Source organism: Marinobacter sp. es.042, assembly GCF_900188315.1.
GTDB lineage: Bacteria > Pseudomonadota > Gammaproteobacteria > Pseudomonadales > Oleiphilaceae > Marinobacter.
Map to the genome: position 1 here is coordinate 1,605,644 of NZ_LT897781.1, position 14,564 is coordinate 1,620,207.

Annotated in this window: 17 protein-coding genes; 2 read left to right on the forward strand and 15 right to left on the reverse strand. The window is 56.1% G+C overall.

What is annotated here, in order from left to right; genetic code table 11:
• Positions 1 to 8 precede the first annotated feature (8 nt).
• From CFB02_RS07565 to cysP, 8 genes are all read right to left on the reverse strand, one after another.
• Positions 9 to 1,154, reverse strand: coding sequence for an ABC transporter permease (locus CFB02_RS07565; protein WP_088557524.1), 1,146 nt, complete (start codon positions 1,152 to 1,154; stop codon positions 9 to 11).
• Complete coding sequence (locus tag CFB02_RS07570) at positions 1,151 to 2,077, reverse strand: ATP-binding cassette domain-containing protein (protein WP_088557525.1); 927 nt, start codon at positions 2,075 to 2,077, stop codon at positions 1,151 to 1,153. Before CFB02_RS07570 ends, CFB02_RS07565 begins: the two co-directional genes overlap by 4 nt.
• Positions 2,074 to 3,048, reverse strand: a complete 975-nt coding sequence (locus CFB02_RS07575) for an HlyD family secretion protein (RefSeq protein WP_172835810.1) — start codon at positions 3,046 to 3,048, stop codon at positions 2,074 to 2,076. The genes CFB02_RS07570 and CFB02_RS07575 overlap by 4 nt, the downstream gene beginning before the upstream one ends.
• Entirely contained in the window at positions 3,045 to 4,340 is a 1,296-nt protein-coding gene (locus CFB02_RS07580) for an MFS transporter (RefSeq protein ID WP_227519356.1), read from the reverse strand. The genes CFB02_RS07575 and CFB02_RS07580 overlap by 4 nt, the downstream gene beginning before the upstream one ends.
• A gap of 148 nt (positions 4,341 to 4,488) precedes the next feature.
• On the reverse strand, positions 4,489 to 5,577 hold the full coding sequence (locus tag CFB02_RS07585; RefSeq protein WP_088557527.1) for a sulfate/molybdate ABC transporter ATP-binding protein: 1,089 nt from the start codon (positions 5,575 to 5,577) through the stop codon (positions 4,489 to 4,491).
• Positions 5,578 to 5,586: 9 nt separating this feature from the next.
• Entirely contained in the window at positions 5,587 to 6,417 is an 831-nt protein-coding gene (gene cysW / locus CFB02_RS07590; RefSeq protein ID WP_088557528.1) for a sulfate ABC transporter permease subunit CysW, read from the reverse strand.
• 3 nt (positions 6,418 to 6,420) lie between these two features.
• Positions 6,421 to 7,293 carry a sulfate/thiosulfate ABC transporter permease CysT gene (cysT, locus tag CFB02_RS07595; RefSeq protein ID WP_008172088.1) on the reverse strand — a complete coding sequence of 291 codons (873 nt, stop codon included), beginning with the start codon at positions 7,291 to 7,293 and terminating at the stop codon, positions 6,421 to 6,423.
• Positions 7,294 to 7,311: 18 nt separating this feature from the next.
• On the reverse strand, positions 7,312 to 8,346 hold the full coding sequence (cysP, locus tag CFB02_RS07600) for a thiosulfate ABC transporter substrate-binding protein CysP (protein WP_088557529.1): 1,035 nt from the start codon (positions 8,344 to 8,346) through the stop codon (positions 7,312 to 7,314).
• 254 nt (positions 8,347 to 8,600) lie between these two features.
• On the opposite strand from cysP, the gene CFB02_RS07605 reads away from it, so the two are divergent.
• The gene (locus CFB02_RS07605) at positions 8,601 to 10,085 is read left to right on the forward strand and encodes a hypothetical protein (protein WP_088557530.1); all 1,485 of its coding nucleotides are present in this window, start codon (positions 8,601 to 8,603) and stop codon (positions 10,083 to 10,085) included.
• Positions 10,082 to 11,122, forward strand: a complete 1,041-nt coding sequence (locus CFB02_RS07610; protein WP_227519357.1) for a succinylglutamate desuccinylase/aspartoacylase family protein — start codon at positions 10,082 to 10,084, stop codon at positions 11,120 to 11,122. Before CFB02_RS07605 ends, CFB02_RS07610 begins: the two co-directional genes overlap by 4 nt.
• 59 nt (positions 11,123 to 11,181) lie before the next feature.
• On the opposite strand, the gene CFB02_RS07615 is transcribed toward CFB02_RS07610, so the two are convergent.
• The 7 genes from CFB02_RS07615 to CFB02_RS07650 form a co-directional block, all read right to left on the reverse strand.
• Positions 11,182 to 11,475, reverse strand: coding sequence for a HigA family addiction module antitoxin (locus tag CFB02_RS07615; protein WP_088557532.1), 294 nt, complete (start codon positions 11,473 to 11,475; stop codon positions 11,182 to 11,184).
• The gene (locus CFB02_RS07620) at positions 11,475 to 11,753 is read right to left on the reverse strand and encodes a type II toxin-antitoxin system RelE/ParE family toxin (RefSeq protein WP_088557533.1); all 279 of its coding nucleotides are present in this window, start codon (positions 11,751 to 11,753) and stop codon (positions 11,475 to 11,477) included. The genes CFB02_RS07615 and CFB02_RS07620 overlap by 1 nt, the downstream gene beginning before the upstream one ends.
• 111 nt (positions 11,754 to 11,864) lie before the next feature.
• A complete protein-coding gene (locus CFB02_RS07625) occupies positions 11,865 to 12,167 on the reverse strand; it encodes a type II toxin-antitoxin system RelE/ParE family toxin (RefSeq protein WP_088557534.1) in 303 nt (100 codons plus the stop codon).
• Entirely contained in the window at positions 12,155 to 12,412 is a 258-nt protein-coding gene (locus CFB02_RS07630; RefSeq protein ID WP_022990189.1) for a type II toxin-antitoxin system Phd/YefM family antitoxin, read from the reverse strand. The genes CFB02_RS07625 and CFB02_RS07630 overlap by 13 nt, the downstream gene beginning before the upstream one ends.
• A gap of 445 nt (positions 12,413 to 12,857) precedes the next feature.
• On the reverse strand, positions 12,858 to 13,712 hold the full coding sequence (locus CFB02_RS07640) for an IS3 family transposase (RefSeq protein WP_157677825.1): 855 nt from the start codon (positions 13,710 to 13,712) through the stop codon (positions 12,858 to 12,860).
• Positions 13,709 to 14,080 (reverse strand): transposase, encoded by a 372-nt coding sequence (locus tag CFB02_RS07645; RefSeq protein ID WP_088557537.1) that lies wholly within the window; start codon positions 14,078 to 14,080, stop codon positions 13,709 to 13,711. Before CFB02_RS07645 ends, CFB02_RS07640 begins: the two co-directional genes overlap by 4 nt.
• Positions 14,081 to 14,205: 125 nt before the next feature.
• The gene (locus CFB02_RS07650; protein ID WP_088557538.1) at positions 14,206 to 14,535 is read right to left on the reverse strand and encodes a hypothetical protein; all 330 of its coding nucleotides are present in this window, start codon (positions 14,533 to 14,535) and stop codon (positions 14,206 to 14,208) included.
• Positions 14,536 to 14,564: the final 29 nt, after the last annotated feature.

Consider the following 14,564-nt stretch of genomic DNA (forward strand, 5'->3'; position numbering starts at 1 on the left):
GGGCACAACTATTCGAGACGCTTCTTGAACCTGAGTGAGGCAACGATCAGGCCGCCAAGGGTGAATAGCGCCAGCCAATAGACATCCGATGCCATATTCGTTACCTCAACGTCCCTCAGAACCACTCCGCGAACCAAGTGCATGAAATGCGTCGCGGGAAGTGCCTCTGCAATATACTGGGCTGCGACAGGCATGCCCTCATAGGGAAATACGAACCCCGACAACAGAATCGAGGGCATCAGAACAAACACCGTCATCTGCATTGACTGTAGCTGGTTCCGGGCAATCGTTGAAATGACCAGCCCAAGCGTCAGACTTGCGGTGATGAAAAGGAAGGTGACGCCTGCGAGCTGGGCCAACCCTCCCTCTACCGGAACATGGAACAACACCCGGCCCAGCCCCAGGATGATGCTGACCTGAATCACGCCAATAAAAATGTACGGAATGATCTTCCCGATCATCAGTTCAATCGGTCGCACCGGCGTCGATATCAACATTTCCATGTTGCCCCTCTCCCGCTCGCGGACGATTGCGGCAGAGGTAAACATGATCATGGTCATGGTCAGAATGATCGCGACCAGACCCGGCACAATATTGACAACTGTGCGTTGCTCGGGGTTATAGAGCAGCGTCACTTCAAAGGTGGGTGTAACGCGATTGACAGGACGGTCCAGCAATTCGGCCAGCGGCATGCCACGCAGACTCTTGATGGCAGAGGCAATGATCGTATCGGAGCCATCGGCAATCCATTGAGCGATGGGTTGGCTGGTTTCTTCATCGGTGGCAGGGGGCGAACCAAAACCCAATGATTGGTGCCGCGCCAAGCGGTTATCAACATCTTCAGGGATGATGAGGACGGCCCTGACTTCGGCACTGGCAATGGCCGCCTGCGCTTTCTCTACACTCTCAAAGTAGGACCTGATCTCAACCACTTGCGTGGCTTTCACAAGCTGCACGATCTCCCGACTCAGGCCGCTCTGGCTGAAATCGACAATGCCTACCGGGATATGGCGGATGTTTGTATTGATGGCATAGCCAAATAGCAACAGCTGGAGAAGCGGGATCATGACAATCATGCCGAACGTCATCCGGTCCCGCCGGAGCTGAATCAACTCCTTGCCAAAAATGGCTCGGATGCGTCGGAGGCTGTTCATTGTCGGCCTCTTCCCGTACTGGTTACGAAAACATCCTCCAGGCTTGGGCGCACCTCAGTAAGACTGTCCCCTGTTCCGATAAAAGGTTGCCCCGTCAGATACGCAACCGGACTGCTAACCCGGTTCTTCACCAGCACTCGAAGCCGCGCGCCAAGTTGCGCTGCCGATATCACGTCTGGCAACTCAAGAAGCCGATGCTTTAACACGCGGAGATTTTCAGAACTGACCTCAACAACCCTGGCGCCCATGTTCTTCATCAGTTCATCCGGTGCACCGTCGGCTCGCTTGATTCCCGTCTCGAGAATGGCCAATTTGTGGCAACGCTCCGCCTCGTCCATATAGTGGGTTGAGACCATGATCGTCGTTCCGGCATCACTAAGATCAAACAACTGCTCCCAGAAGTCCCGGCGACTCTGGGGATCCACCGCCGAGGTGGGCTCATCCAGGAACAGCAGATCTGGCTTGTGCAGTGTTGCCGCAGCAAGGCTGAGGCGTTGTCGCTGCCCGCCGCTCATGCTTCCTGCCAACTGATGCCGGCTGTCACGCAGCCCATAGATAACAAGCAGATCCTCAATCCTTGAGCGCAGCTGGTTCGCAGACAAGCTGTAAATGGAGGCGATAAACCTTAGATTTTCCTGAACGGTCAAATCATCGTACAGGGAGAATTTCTGGGTCATGTACCCGATCCGCCGCCTGAGTTTCTCGGCACCGGCTGGCAAGCCATAACCAAGCACTTCCGCCGTTCCGGAGCTTGGCTTCAACAAACCGATCAACATTCGGATAGCCGTGGTCTTGCCACTGCCGTTTGGCCCGAGAAAACCATAAATGCGGCCTCGCTCGACCTCCAGATCCAGCGACTGAACAGCCCTGGTATCGCCGAAATTCCGGCTAAGCCTTTCCGCGCGGATGACACATTCACTCATGGCAACTCAACCTGGGCCGGCACTCCGTTCGGCAAAGCAGCCTCTGCCTCTGGAAGCTGGACCTCTGCCCGGTACATCAGCCGGGCACGTTCTTCCTGATTAAGCGCAAAGTACGGCGTGAATGCAGGCTCCGTGGCAATCCAACGCAAACGGCCCTTTATGGTTCGGCCAAGACCATCCACACGCACAGTCAGCTCGTCACCAATCGCCAGCTTTACCCGATAAGGCTCTGGCACATAAACCCTCGCAAACGGCGCCTTGCCGGCCAGAACAATCGCCAGAGGGCTGCCTGCGGTCACTCGCTCCCCCAGATTCCAGGGAAGGTTGTCGAGAATACCGTCCCGTGTCGCGACAACGGTCAGATCGGCAAGGTGTTTCTTTTCGCGGGCGAGCATCGCTCTTGCCGCATCAGCTCTGGACTCGGCCGCTCTCAGATCCTCTTCACGAGCGCCATTCGTTAATTCCAGCAACGCTTCCTGCGCATTGAGCAGCTTCGCATGATTGGCGTCGCGCAAGGCGACCGCCTTGTCCAGGTCGGCCTGACTGGCCAGATTCTGATTCCTGAGATTGAGGATGCGTGAATAATTGGCCTCACTCTCGATGAGTTCCGCCCGGGCGCCGGCCACATTCGCTCTTGCTGCCGCCACTTCCTCCGGCCGGGCTCCGTGTCGGAGTTTTTCAAGATTGGCGACGGCCTCTGACAACTGGGCTGAGGCCCGGTCAACCTCCGCCCGCTGCAGCGTGTCGTCGAGTTTTACCAACACACTCCCTTTTTCAACCGGCGAGCCGGGCGAGACAGGGAGCTCAACAACAACTTCACTGGCGGTTGCGGTATGGGCAATTCGATCCCGCTCAAGCGTCCCCAGAGCCAGATTGCCGGAACTCCCATCACAGGCTGCCAGAGCCAGAAAAGACAGAACCAATGCAAGGCGTATCACGTTACTTACCCTCTTTTGCGATGGGCGAGTCATCGCAGCGGCTCCCGGCTTCGATCCGGCATGGCGATGAGAGCCAGCACAGCAATGAAGGCGGTTACTGCCAGATACATGGCCGGTGCCGTCACAACACCGGTTGTTGCAATCAACGACGTGGCAATCATCGGTGTGAGTCCGCCGAATACACCCAGGCCAAGATTGAAGGCTACAGAATAGCCGGATAAACGGTCGCTCTCCGGAAACATCTCTACAAACAGTGCGGGTGCGGAGCCCAATGGAATGGCCAGCAGCAAGAACACCAGAGCGTGTGCCAATACCACCACATACAGTGAACCGCCGGAGCTTAGCATCCAGGCATGAAGCGGCCAGGCGACCACGGTAAGCAGAAACAAAGAGATGGCTATCCAGCTCCTTCGACGAAGCCATCGATCACCCACGATCGCAAACAGCGGCATCGCCGGGATGACAAGCAGCATCATGCCCGTGTTGATCAACAAAGCTGTTCCGCGAGAAAGCAGTTCCTGGGCCGAGAGCCATTCCGGCAGATACACGAAAACAATGTAGTAGCACGTTCCGTAACTTGAAGCGAAAGCCAGTGCAAGAAGGGTTTCCCGCCGATTGGTTGTAAACGCCTGCAGAAGCGGCGATGTTTCGTCGCGATTCTCATGGTGCTGGCTGAATCGCTCTGAGTTGTGCAGGTTCCGGCGAATTGCGATGGCGGCAATGCCCAGAATGGCGCCTCCAAGAAACGGCAGGCGCCAGCCCCAGTCACTCAATGTTTGTTCATCCAGGGTATTGGTTACCAGTGCCGCCGCAGCAACGCCCAGCAAAGAGCCCGTCATCGAGCCGATGTTGGCCCAACTGCCCGTCAGACCTCGTTTACCATCGGGAGCCGTCTCAACCAGGTAGGTCGCCGAGGATGAGAACTCGCCGCCAACAGAAAGGCCTTGAAGCAATCGGATCAGAACCAGCAAGACTGGAGCGAGCAAGCCGGCCTGCTCATAGGAGGGAAGCAATCCGAGCAGCAGGGTCGGCAAGGCCATCAGCATTACAGAGATTTGCATGGTACGAGCACGCCCGTACCGGTCTCCAAACCAGCCGAAAACCGCCGCCCCCAGGGGCCGCATGATGAAGCCGGCAGCAAATATGCCGTAGGTGCCGATAAGTGCTGCCGTTGGGTTGGCAGACGAAAAGAAAACCGGAGCAATAACTCCGGCCAGATAGCCATAAACGGCAAAGTCGTACCACTCCACGACATTACCGATAAAACCCGCCATGATGCGGTGTCGAAGTTCTGGAGAAGGAGGCGTTGGCGAACTTTCGGTCATGTCCAGTTCATCCCGGTTTTACCCCTGCCTTGAGCGAAATGATGGCAGCAAACTCTCTGATGCAGAGAATTATAGGCAAGGGACAGAAACCAGAGATGATCTGGGGCAAGTACCCGGCTCATCAATCACCGGGTAGATGCCACCAGGTCTACCAGACGAGCGTCTTGGGCTCCTGTGAGTGTTCGCAGAACAGATGCCCCACATCCGGCACGGCGAAGCAGCGGTCACCCCGCTGGGGCTGACGGGCGTTGAACTCGGTATGGCTGATGCCAACTTCCCAGAGCTCCTCGCACTCCCAGCCATCGGGCTTGAGTTCGATGCGAACTTCCGCACCGATCAGGTTGATAGCCTCGATCCGGAAAGGCAGATGGGCCTCGTCACTGGCAGACTGGGTGAGGCGCACTTCGTGGGGCCTCAGGTAGAGCTGCGCGTCATCGTTTTCGCAGCCTTCGGGCAGTCGAATCCAGGCGTCACCCTGGCGCATGACACCATCGCGGATCTTGCCAGACAGCACATTCACCTGCCCCAGAAACTCGAATACAAACCGGCTGTCCGGGCGGCCATAGAGCTCCAGGGGCGTATCAACCTGCTCAATCCGACCATTGCTCATCACAACCACCTGGTCGGAGAGCTCCAGGGCCTCCTCCTGATCATGGGTCACGAACACACTGGTGAAATGCAGCTCGTCGTGGAGGCTGCGCAGCCAGCGGCGAAGGTCTTTTCGCACCTTGGCATCAAGCGCCCCGAAGGGTTCATCCAGCAGAAGAATCTCCGGGCGCATGGCCATGGCCCGCGCCAGGGCGATGCGTTGCTTTTGCCCACCTGAAAGCTGCGCGGGGTACCGGTCGGCCAGGTGTTCCAGCTGCACCATTTCCAACAGGTCTTTTACCCGCTTGCGGATCTCGGGCTTGCCGGGGCGCTCCTTGCGCGGAAGCACATCGAGGCCAAAGGCCACGTTCTCGGCCACTGTCATGTGGCGAAACAACGCATAGTGCTGGAACACAAACCCCACACGTCGGTCCCGCACATGCAGATCGGTCACATCCTTGCCGCTGAACCGGATTCTGCCCTCTTCGGGAGTTTCCAGGCCGGCAATGATCCGCAGCAGCGTGGTCTTGCCCGAACCGGAAGGACCCAGCAACGCCGTGAGCTGGCCATCCGGAATGATCAGATTAATGTCATGCAGGGCCTGGAACTTGTCGAAAAACTTGTTGATACCCTGTATCTCGATGCTCATTGGAAACCCTTAGTTACGACTCTGACGCCATTCAATGATGGCCTTCACGACAAGAGTGATCAGCGCAATACCGGCTAGCAGCGACGAAGCTGCAAACGCGCCTACGGTGTTGTAATCCTGGTAAAGCAGCTCCACCTGCAGTGGAAGAGTATTGGTCTCGCCCCGGATATTGCCCGAAACCACAGAAACGGCGCCGAACTCGCCCACGGCCCGGGCGTTGGTGAGGATCACGCCGTACAGCAACGCCCACCGAATGTTCGGCAGAGTCACCCGGCGGAACAGCTGCCAGCCGGAGGCGCCCAGCACCACACCGGCCTCTTCCTCTTCCCTGCCCTGTTGCTGCATCAGCGGAATCAGTTCTCTGGCCACGAACGGGCAGGTCACGAACACGGTCACCATCACGATGCCGGGCCAGGAAAACATCAGTTGAATGTCGTATTCACCAAGCCACTGGCCCACCCAGCCATTGCTCCCGTAAAGCAGGAGGAAAAGCAGACCGGCAACTACCGGAGAGACGGCAAACGGGATATCAATGAGGGTGGTCAGCAGCTTGCGCCCGGGGAACCGGAAGCGGGTCACCAGCCAGGCCAGGAACACGCCGAACACCATGTTCAACGGTACCGTGAGCAGCGCAACCACGAGCGTCAGGCCAATGGCATGAAGCGTGTATTCGTTGAGAATATTGCTGACGTAACCGGCCCAACCCTCGGCAAACGCTTGCACAAAAATCAGCACCAGGGGCATGAACAGCAGAAGCAACGTCAGGCCGACGGCGATTCCGATCAGAGTGCGACGAACCAGCGGGCTGTCGCCAACGCGGCGATGTTTACGCGCAGCCATATCCTAACCTCCGTGCAGGCGCTTGAGATAGCGCCCCTGCCAGACGTTGATCGCCAGGAGCAGCAACAGCGATACCGTCATCACCACTGCGGCAATGGCACTGGCCGCCGGAAAATCGTATTCCTCCAGACGAACAAAGATCATCAGACTGATCACTTCACTGATGTAGGGTGAGTTGCCGGCAATAAAGATAACCGCGCCGTATTCCCCAAGGCTGCGGGCAAACGAAAGCGCACCACCGGTCACCACAGCCGGCCAGAGTGTCGGGAACAGGATTTTCCGAAAGACCGTCATGTCCGAAGCACCCAGGCTCATGGCCGCTTCTTCATCCTCCGGCGCCATTTCCTCCAGTACCGGCTGAACCGTGCGCACCACAAACGGCACACTGGTGAAGGCCATCGCCACCACAATACCCAGCGGTGTGAATGCCACTTCAATACCCAGATCGGCGAGATACTGTCCATACCAGCCGTTCTCGGCAAACAGGGTTGCCAGTGTGATGCCGGCCACGGCGGTTGGCAGCGCAAACGGCAGATCCATGATCGCATCCAGCAGCCGCTTGCCGGGAAACTCGTAACGCACCAGCACCCAGGCCATCAGAAGGCCAAACACGCAATTGAACAGGGAAGCAGCCAGGGCCGCCAGCGCGGTGACTTTATAGGACGCAACCACCCGCGGATCGGTGATCACAAACCAGAACTGCTCCCACCCCATGCCGGCGGCACGAATGAACAGGCCGCTGATGGGCAGAAGCAGCACCAGGCTGATAAAGAAAAGCGAAATGCCGAGGCTCAGTCCGAACCCCGGCAAAACGCGTTTGGTGGCGGGAGCGCTCAGCCGCTTTGACGGGCGCTCCGAAACGTCAGTGGTGGCCATGAATCAGCTGCGCATCCGTTAGCGGCGACGCTGCAACTGGTCCAGTTTGCCGCCACTGGCAAAGTGGGTCTCCATGGCATTTTCCCAGCTGCCGGCGATGTCCTGAATCGGCATCAGCTTCAGTTCCGGGAACTTGTCAGCCACTTCCGCTTTCACGGTTTCGTTGTGCACCCGGTAGTTGAAGCCGGCCAGCATGCGCTGGGCTTCTTCGGAGTATAGATGCGTCAAGTAGGCCTGGGCCAGTTCTTCGGTGCCCTTCTTCTCGATGTTCTTGTCGATCCAGGTCACCGGGAACTCGGCCAGGAAGCTCACTTTCGGAACCACAACCTGGAAGTTCTTGTCCGGGTTCAGGACCGGGATGTTGTTCACTTCGGATTCGAAGGTCAGCAGCACATCACCCAGGCCCCGTTCCACGAACGTGGTGGTGGCGCCACGACCGCCGGAGTCGAATACCTTCACCTGGCCCAGCAGGTCGCTGAGGAAGGCATCGATCTTCTCCTGGTCGTCACCGAACTTGTCCTGGGCAAAACCCAGCGCCGCCAGGTAGGTGTAGCGGCCGTTACCGGAGGTTTTCGGATTCGGCATGATCAGTTCGACATCTTCGCGGATCAGATCATCCCAGTTCTGGATATTCTTGGGGTTACCCTCGCGCACCAGGAACGCCATGGTGGAATAGTACGGCGAGCTGTTGTTTGGCAGGCGTGATGCCCAGTCCTCAGGAATCAGATTGCCGCGCTCGGCCAGAATGTTTACGTCGGTGACCTGGTTGTAGGTAACCACATCCGCACCCAACCCCTGCAGGATGGCGCGCGCCTGCTTGGAAGAGCCAGCGTGTGACTGCTGGATATCGACGGTTTCGCCAGTTTTTTCTTTCCAGTAGTCCTGGAACAGAACGTTGTATTCGGCAAACAGCTCGCGGGCAATATCGTAGGAGGAGTTCAAAATCTCCCGCTCCTGAGCGGAAGCTGGGCCAGTCAGCGAGAACGCCAGCGCCAGCGCACTGAACCACAGGCCCTTACGGGCTTTGGAACCAGAAAAAATCGAATTCGGCATAGTAGGCAGAGCTCCCTGTTGAGTCGGAATCTTTATATATCTAAAAAGAATAGATACCGCATTTATTTAGAACGCAAAGATAAGGTCAGAGCTAAAAAACAACAATGCCTGAACTAGATGTTTTATTGCTGGCTTAGGAACTAAAAGTTATATAGGGCACCTCGCCATCTGACCGGGCAATTAATTGCGTCAGATTGGTGCCCAGCGCATCTTCCACTACTATCAAGATAAGTGAGTGCGAGGATGACGTTGACGTGGGACTGTCGATCAAGACAACAGAGTTTGCGCCGGAAGAGTTTGAACGTTTTGCCGCCAAGGTCAGGACGGATCTCAAAGCACTTACTCGTCTTCTGAACCGGCCCGGCTTTGGCGAAGGCGCAATCTCCATCGGTGCCGAGGTAGAGTTCTACATCGTAAACCCGGACCTGCGCGTTCAACCCATCAACACCGAAATCGCCGCCCGCGTTCAGGATCCTCAACTGACGGTTGAGCTTAACCGCTTCAATCTCGAATACAATCTCAGCCCCCAGGCTTTCAAGGGCTCTCCCTTCGCCAGAACAGAGCAGGAGTTGCTCTCTGCGATCCAACGGATCAACCAGCACGCCGCATCACTGGATGGAGAACTGGTGCCGATCGGCATCCTGCCCACACTTCGCCAGTCCGATATGGGTGCGAAGGCAATGACAGACGAGCCCCGCTATCATGCGTTATCCAAGGCGCTGATCCAGCAACGGGGAGAGCCATTCAGCATTCATATTGGTGGCAACGACGTTATCAATCTGGAAGCTGACGACGTCTATATGGAAGGAGCAAACACCTCCTTCCAGCTTCACTGGCGGGTGCCCGCACATCGTTTTGCCGATTACTTCAATGCGGTCCAACTGGTCACGCCGGTTGTCCTCGCTCTGGCCAGCAATTCACCCAGCCTGTTTGGCCACCACCTGTGGGACGAAACCCGCATTGCCCTGTTCAAGCAATCCATTGACAGCCGATCGCCCAACCATAAAACCTGGCGCCATCCGCCACGGGTTTACTACGGCAACGGCTGGACACGCAGCGCCTGGGAACTCTTTGCTGCCTCGGCATCGCTCTATCCGCCCATCATTCCACTGATGTCGGAGGAAGACCCGATGGCGGTGATTGATCGCGGTGATGTGCCGAAACTGGCTGAACTGCGACTGCACCAGGGAACCACCTGGCCCTGGAACCGGGCCATCTACGACCATACCGAAGGCGGCCACCTGCGCATCGAGATTCGCTCAATGCCCGCAGGTCCTACGGCTGCTGACATGTGTGCGAACGGGCTGTTCATAATTGGCGCTGCGCTGGCAGTCCTTGATGATATTCATCATCTGACGTCGATACTTCCCTTCCATTACACGGAACACAACTTCTACCGCGCCGCAAAATATGGCGTTGGCGCAGAAATCATATGGCCACACAAAAAACAGGTTCAGTTGCAGGATACGCCGCTGTTAACCGTGGCCCGGGACCTGCTACCCCGCGCCCGGGACGCACTGGCACAAACAGCCGTGGACGAGTCGGAAATTCACCGCTTGCTGGGAATTATCGAAGGCCGCATTGAAACCGCCATGTCGGGCGCCCGGTGGCAACGCCACATCACCGAATCTCTGTTCGAATCCCTGAGCCCCGACGAGGCCTTCCAGACCATGCTCTCTCTGTACATGGCCAACCAGAAAACAAATACGCCGCTCCATGAATGGACATTGTCGCCGTGAGTAACTCGAACGTCCTCGACTATTTGAATGATCCCTCACCCCGGACCCTGGGCCGCTCCGCCCTTGAGTGGCTGGACCAGCTACAAAAGCCCACGATTATTCGTGTTGCCGGTCGTGATCGCTCCCGTACCCGAGCCATGGCAACGCTGCTTCACGGCAATGAGCCTTCCGGCCTGCTTGCGCTTCATCGATGGCTGCTCGAACAGCACACCCCGGCAGTTAACATGCTGTTTCTTCTGGGCGGCATCTACCCTGCGAAGATTCCTCCCACACTCTCATGGCGACAGCTTCCAGACGGACGTGACCTCAACCGATGTTTCAAAGAACCGTTCGAGGGAGAAGAAGGGGCGATTGCCAGGGCCATGCTTGCAGAGCTCCATAACGCGAAGCCCGAATGCCTGCTGGATGTTCACAACACCTCAGGTTCAGGCCCTGCGTTCGCCGTATCGATCACCAATGACGCGGCGCATCAGGCACTGACATCGCTCTTTACCGACCGCCTGATCATGACGGATCTACGCCTGGGGGCGCTGATGGAATATTCCGAGCAGGAGGTGCCCACGGTAACCATCGAGTGTGGTGGTTCCCAGGACGAGCAGGCGCACGAACTGGCCTATGAGGGACTCGTCCGGTATTGCTCAAGGTCAGATGTGTTGTCACTGGAAAAAGCGGACTGGGACGTCACCGTGCTACGCAATCCGATCCGGGTGGAACTGGCGCCTGAAGCAACCATAGAATACCGCCTCGAACCCACCGGCCACGCCGACCTGACCTTCCCCCCCGACATTGAACATCGTAATTTCGGAATCGTGTCCCCGGATGAGCCCCTGGGGTGGGTTGGCGACAAAGGCCTCGGCATACTCACCGCGATCGGCCACAACCGAAAAGAGAATATGACACAGGTTCTTCAGGTCAGGGATGGGAAGATCTACCCCGCCCAGGCCCTCAGGACCTTTATGATTACCACCAACCCGATTATTGCGAAAAGTGATTGTCTGTTCTATGCGGTCAAGGCAACGGGGGAGCCTATTTTTTGACGCTTGGCTTTGCGGCGTGCCGGAGCGCCAGCGCAGGCACGTCCGACAACAGCCTCTGGTTAAGCTGCGTCGAAATCCAGGCGATGAATACCATCCAGATTGACTGTGCCGCGAGCCACCCATAGGTCATACATATCTTGCATCGCCAACCAGCTCTCAGGAGTACGCCCGAGAACCTTGGACAGCCGCAGAGACATTTCAGGGCTAATGCCACTATCCCCTTTGAGAAACCGAGACAAAGTAGAAGGTGCAACGCCCAGACTGGAAGCAAGCTGACGAGAGCTGATGCCGAAAGGCTCCAGGTACACCTCGCGAATGAATTCACCAGGATGCGGCGGATTATGCATAGTCATCAGTGATAATCCTCATAATCAAGAATGTAGGCGTTGCCGTCCTGGAATTCGAACGTCATGCGCCAATTTCCGTTAACCCTAATCGACCACCGGCCTTTGTCTTTGCCCTTCAATGGATGAAGCCAAAAACCAGGGATATCCATGTCTTCCACTGAAGTCGCCGTATCCAGAGCAGCCAGTTGCATACGCAACTTCTTGGCATGGCCGGGTTGTATGCCAGACGTGTGGCCGGTTGAATAGAACCGCTTCAGTCCTTTGTGGCGGAATGATTTAATCATGGGGGAACAATAGCATGTTGCGCATCACGCAACAATAGAGCTTAACGCCGAAGCGCACCGGTGACTTTGACGCAGCGAAGCGAGACAAAGGCATCCGAGTGACGCGCCTGGTTAGCTGTTACCAAGCATGTACGCACGAAGCTGCCGCTCCTCTCGCATGACATAGAGCACGAGAACCCGCTGCTCATCCTCACGATAAAAAATGCGGCACGGGGTAACCACTACCTCCCTGTATACCGAATTAGGGAGCTCAGGAGGAATCCGCCCGGATTGGGGAAAGTTTTCCAAACGCTCGGTTTTATCGAAAACTTCCTGGACCAGACGGCTTGCGGCAGCAGGGTTATCCAGAGCAATGTACTCTGCGATTGCGTTTAATTGTTGAAGAGCCGGCTCCGTCCAGATTACTTCAGCCATTTACTCATTTTCTCCCTGGCCTCACTTTGGCTGTACGTTCTTCCCTCAAGTACAGCACGCTCTCCTCGTGAGAGCCCCTCAAGCAGCTCAAGCCGACGCTGCATGAATTCGTAATCCTGCACATCAACAAGATAAGCGGATGGCTGGCCATGTTCAGTGATCAGTACCGGCTCTTTGGACAGATGCAGGTCTGCCAAGATTTTTGTGGCTTGGCGCTTAAGGTTTGTAACAAGCTCAACTTTCATGGGCCCACCCTGATACAAATAGACAGTGATACTATAGTATCACTTTGCGGGTAAGGCAATCATAGCTAACGCGAAGCACAGCGGCGGCTGAAAGCCGTCCGGTGGCCATAGGCCACGTACTGCTGCGCCTTGTTAAAACATTTCGATGATCCGAAGACAGATCATCGTGCCAATACAAGCCACCATCACAATGGTAAAAATACTATCGTAAGAGTGCACCAAGGGCTGAATCTCTAATTCGAAAAATGAGATAGCTAAATCGGAAAGCATTACAAGAAACCCAATGACAAGGTTTGCATAGAAAGCCCTCGTGACAAATTTGTCGATCAACTCTAGCTTGCTCACTGATAGTTATACTCTGGAAGATTTGCAGATTTCTCCGCCGTGCCAAATGATTTAACGCTTTTGTTTAGCGGCGTGATCTTGCACCACTTTGGTGGACACTTTAGGCACTGAGCTTTTCATAATCCTCCGGGGATTGGTAGCCCAGGCTCGAGTGCAATCGCTCGCTGTTATAGAACATCATGTAGTGAATGATTTCCGAGACCGCCTGCACTTTTGTGTCGAACAGACGCTTGTGGACCAGCTCCGCTTTCAGGGTGTGGAAGTAGGACTCCATGACCGCGTTGTCCAATGGATTGCCTTTGCGGCTCATGCTGCGAACCATCCCGGCCTTCTCCAGCAGTTCCCGGTATTCGTGCGCGGCGTATTCGATTCCTTGATCAGAATGGAACAGGCAACCCTTTTCTGGCATTTCGTTCAGCAACGCCATGCGCAACGCACTCTTGGTCAGTTCACTATTGCGGCGACTGCTGAACGACCAGCCCACCACTTTGCGACTGAACAGATCAATGATGGCTGCGTGGTACAGCCAGCCAGTGCGGGTTTTCAGATAAGTGAAATCCCCAGCCCACTGCTGACCGCAGCCGCTCGGTGCTTCACTGCCTTTGAGTTGATTGCCGGCGGAGCTGTAAAACGCGTGCTGCCCGGGCCGCCAAGCATACAGTCCAGTTGTAGAGGCTTTAATCTCTAGCGTCCTCATCAACCGATTCACCCGTCGACGACTGCAAGGGAGGCCCTGCTGGCGCAACGCCTGATGCACTCTTGGTGCGCCATAGGCCCGACGATATCCCTGATGCAATTCGATAATGGCGCCCTTGAGGACCTCATCCTGCTGTCGATGAAGGCTAACAGGGCGAGTGAGCCAGGCATAAAAGCCGCTGCGAGACACACCGAAAAACAGGGAGAGGCGCTTGATACTGAACTGATCCCGGTTCTTCTCGATAAACGCAAAAATCAGTGACGGTTTTTCTCGAAGAACCGGCGCGCCTTTTTTAGAAGGTCAATTTCCTCCTGGCGCGCATTGAGCTGCTTTTCCAGATCCTTGATGCGCCTCTTCGCCTTGGAAAGTTCGTCTTCGGCGGCAGCCTCGGAATCCGGCGGAGGGTTAACGCGTTTCGGAGAGGGCTTCTGCTTTTTCATGTGTTTGTTGGCTACCAGCGTTCCGTTGCGATGCTCCATACACCAGCGGTACAGCATCACCGGGTGTATCCCCAGCCCCTCCGCAATATCTTTGGTTTTAACGTTAGGGTGATTAGCCAGTTTAACGGCCCTTAGCTTGAACGCCAGGGTATAACGATCGTAGTTTCTTTTGTGGGTGTGCCCCATGACAGGCCCCCTCTAGTGTCCGGTAAATGACCGTCCACTAAAGCGGTGCAAGATCAGCGCCCTGACAAGGGCGTCCGGTGGAGGGCCATCGGCCCGGAACAGACTTAATGGCCTTGTTATGAGTTTTAGGGGATTGGTACATGCTTGATCCAATACGGCGCAAGATAACCAAGAACCCCGCCCAATAAAGCCCCAAAACCTGCGGCTTCCGCCCCAACTCCAAATACCAACCCCAGCACCGCTCCTGCCAGAGCCCCAAAAATCAACTCATAAGCCCAGGCGTGCTTGAACACTTTTGGCTCAATGGTCGGTGCGGCAACCAAACCGACAAACACCCCAGCCGAACCAACCAAGGCCAGCCTTTGCCAGTCCCCAAAATAGAAAATAAGGGAGACTGCCGAGAAAGCCACGCCGAAAAAGAGGATGGAAAAGGCGACTACTCGTAACTTGGGCATAAATCCATTTTCCCCTCATAACGCTAAAC

Excerpts from the sequence above, each read along its gene's own strand:
- CFB02_RS07565 (WP_088557524.1), bottom strand. The coding sequence starts at position 1,154 with ATGAACAGCCTCCGACGCATCCGAGCCATTTTTGGCAAGGAGTTGATT.
- CFB02_RS07570 (WP_088557525.1), bottom strand. The coding sequence starts at position 2,077 with ATGAGTGAATGTGTCATCCGCGCGGAAAGGCTTAGCCGGAATTTCGGC.
- CFB02_RS07575 (WP_172835810.1), bottom strand. The coding sequence starts at position 3,048 with ATGACTCGCCCATCGCAAAAGAGGGTAAGTAACGTGATACGCCTTGCA.
- CFB02_RS07580 (WP_227519356.1), bottom strand. The coding sequence starts at position 4,340 with ATGACCGAAAGTTCGCCAACGCCTCCTTCTCCAGAACTTCGACACCGC.
- CFB02_RS07585 (WP_088557527.1), bottom strand. The coding sequence starts at position 5,577 with ATGAGCATCGAGATACAGGGTATCAACAAGTTTTTCGACAAGTTCCAG.
- cysW (WP_088557528.1), bottom strand. The coding sequence starts at position 6,417 with ATGGCTGCGCGTAAACATCGCCGCGTTGGCGACAGCCCGCTGGTTCGT.
- cysT (WP_008172088.1), bottom strand. The coding sequence starts at position 7,293 with ATGGCCACCACTGACGTTTCGGAGCGCCCGTCAAAGCGGCTGAGCGCT.
- cysP (WP_088557529.1), bottom strand. The coding sequence starts at position 8,346 with ATGCCGAATTCGATTTTTTCTGGTTCCAAAGCCCGTAAGGGCCTGTGG.
- CFB02_RS07615 (WP_088557532.1), bottom strand. The coding sequence starts at position 11,475 with ATGACTATGCATAATCCGCCGCATCCTGGTGAATTCATTCGCGAGGTG.
- CFB02_RS07620 (WP_088557533.1), bottom strand. The coding sequence starts at position 11,753 with ATGATTAAATCATTCCGCCACAAAGGACTGAAGCGGTTCTATTCAACC.
- CFB02_RS07625 (WP_088557534.1), bottom strand. The coding sequence starts at position 12,167 with ATGGCTGAAGTAATCTGGACGGAGCCGGCTCTTCAACAATTAAACGCA.
- CFB02_RS07630 (WP_022990189.1), bottom strand. The coding sequence starts at position 12,412 with ATGAAAGTTGAGCTTGTTACAAACCTTAAGCGCCAAGCCACAAAAATC.
- CFB02_RS07645 (WP_088557537.1), bottom strand. The coding sequence starts at position 14,080 with ATGGGGCACACCCACAAAAGAAACTACGATCGTTATACCCTGGCGTTC.
- CFB02_RS07650 (WP_088557538.1), bottom strand. The coding sequence starts at position 14,535 with ATGCCCAAGTTACGAGTAGTCGCCTTTTCCATCCTCTTTTTCGGCGTG.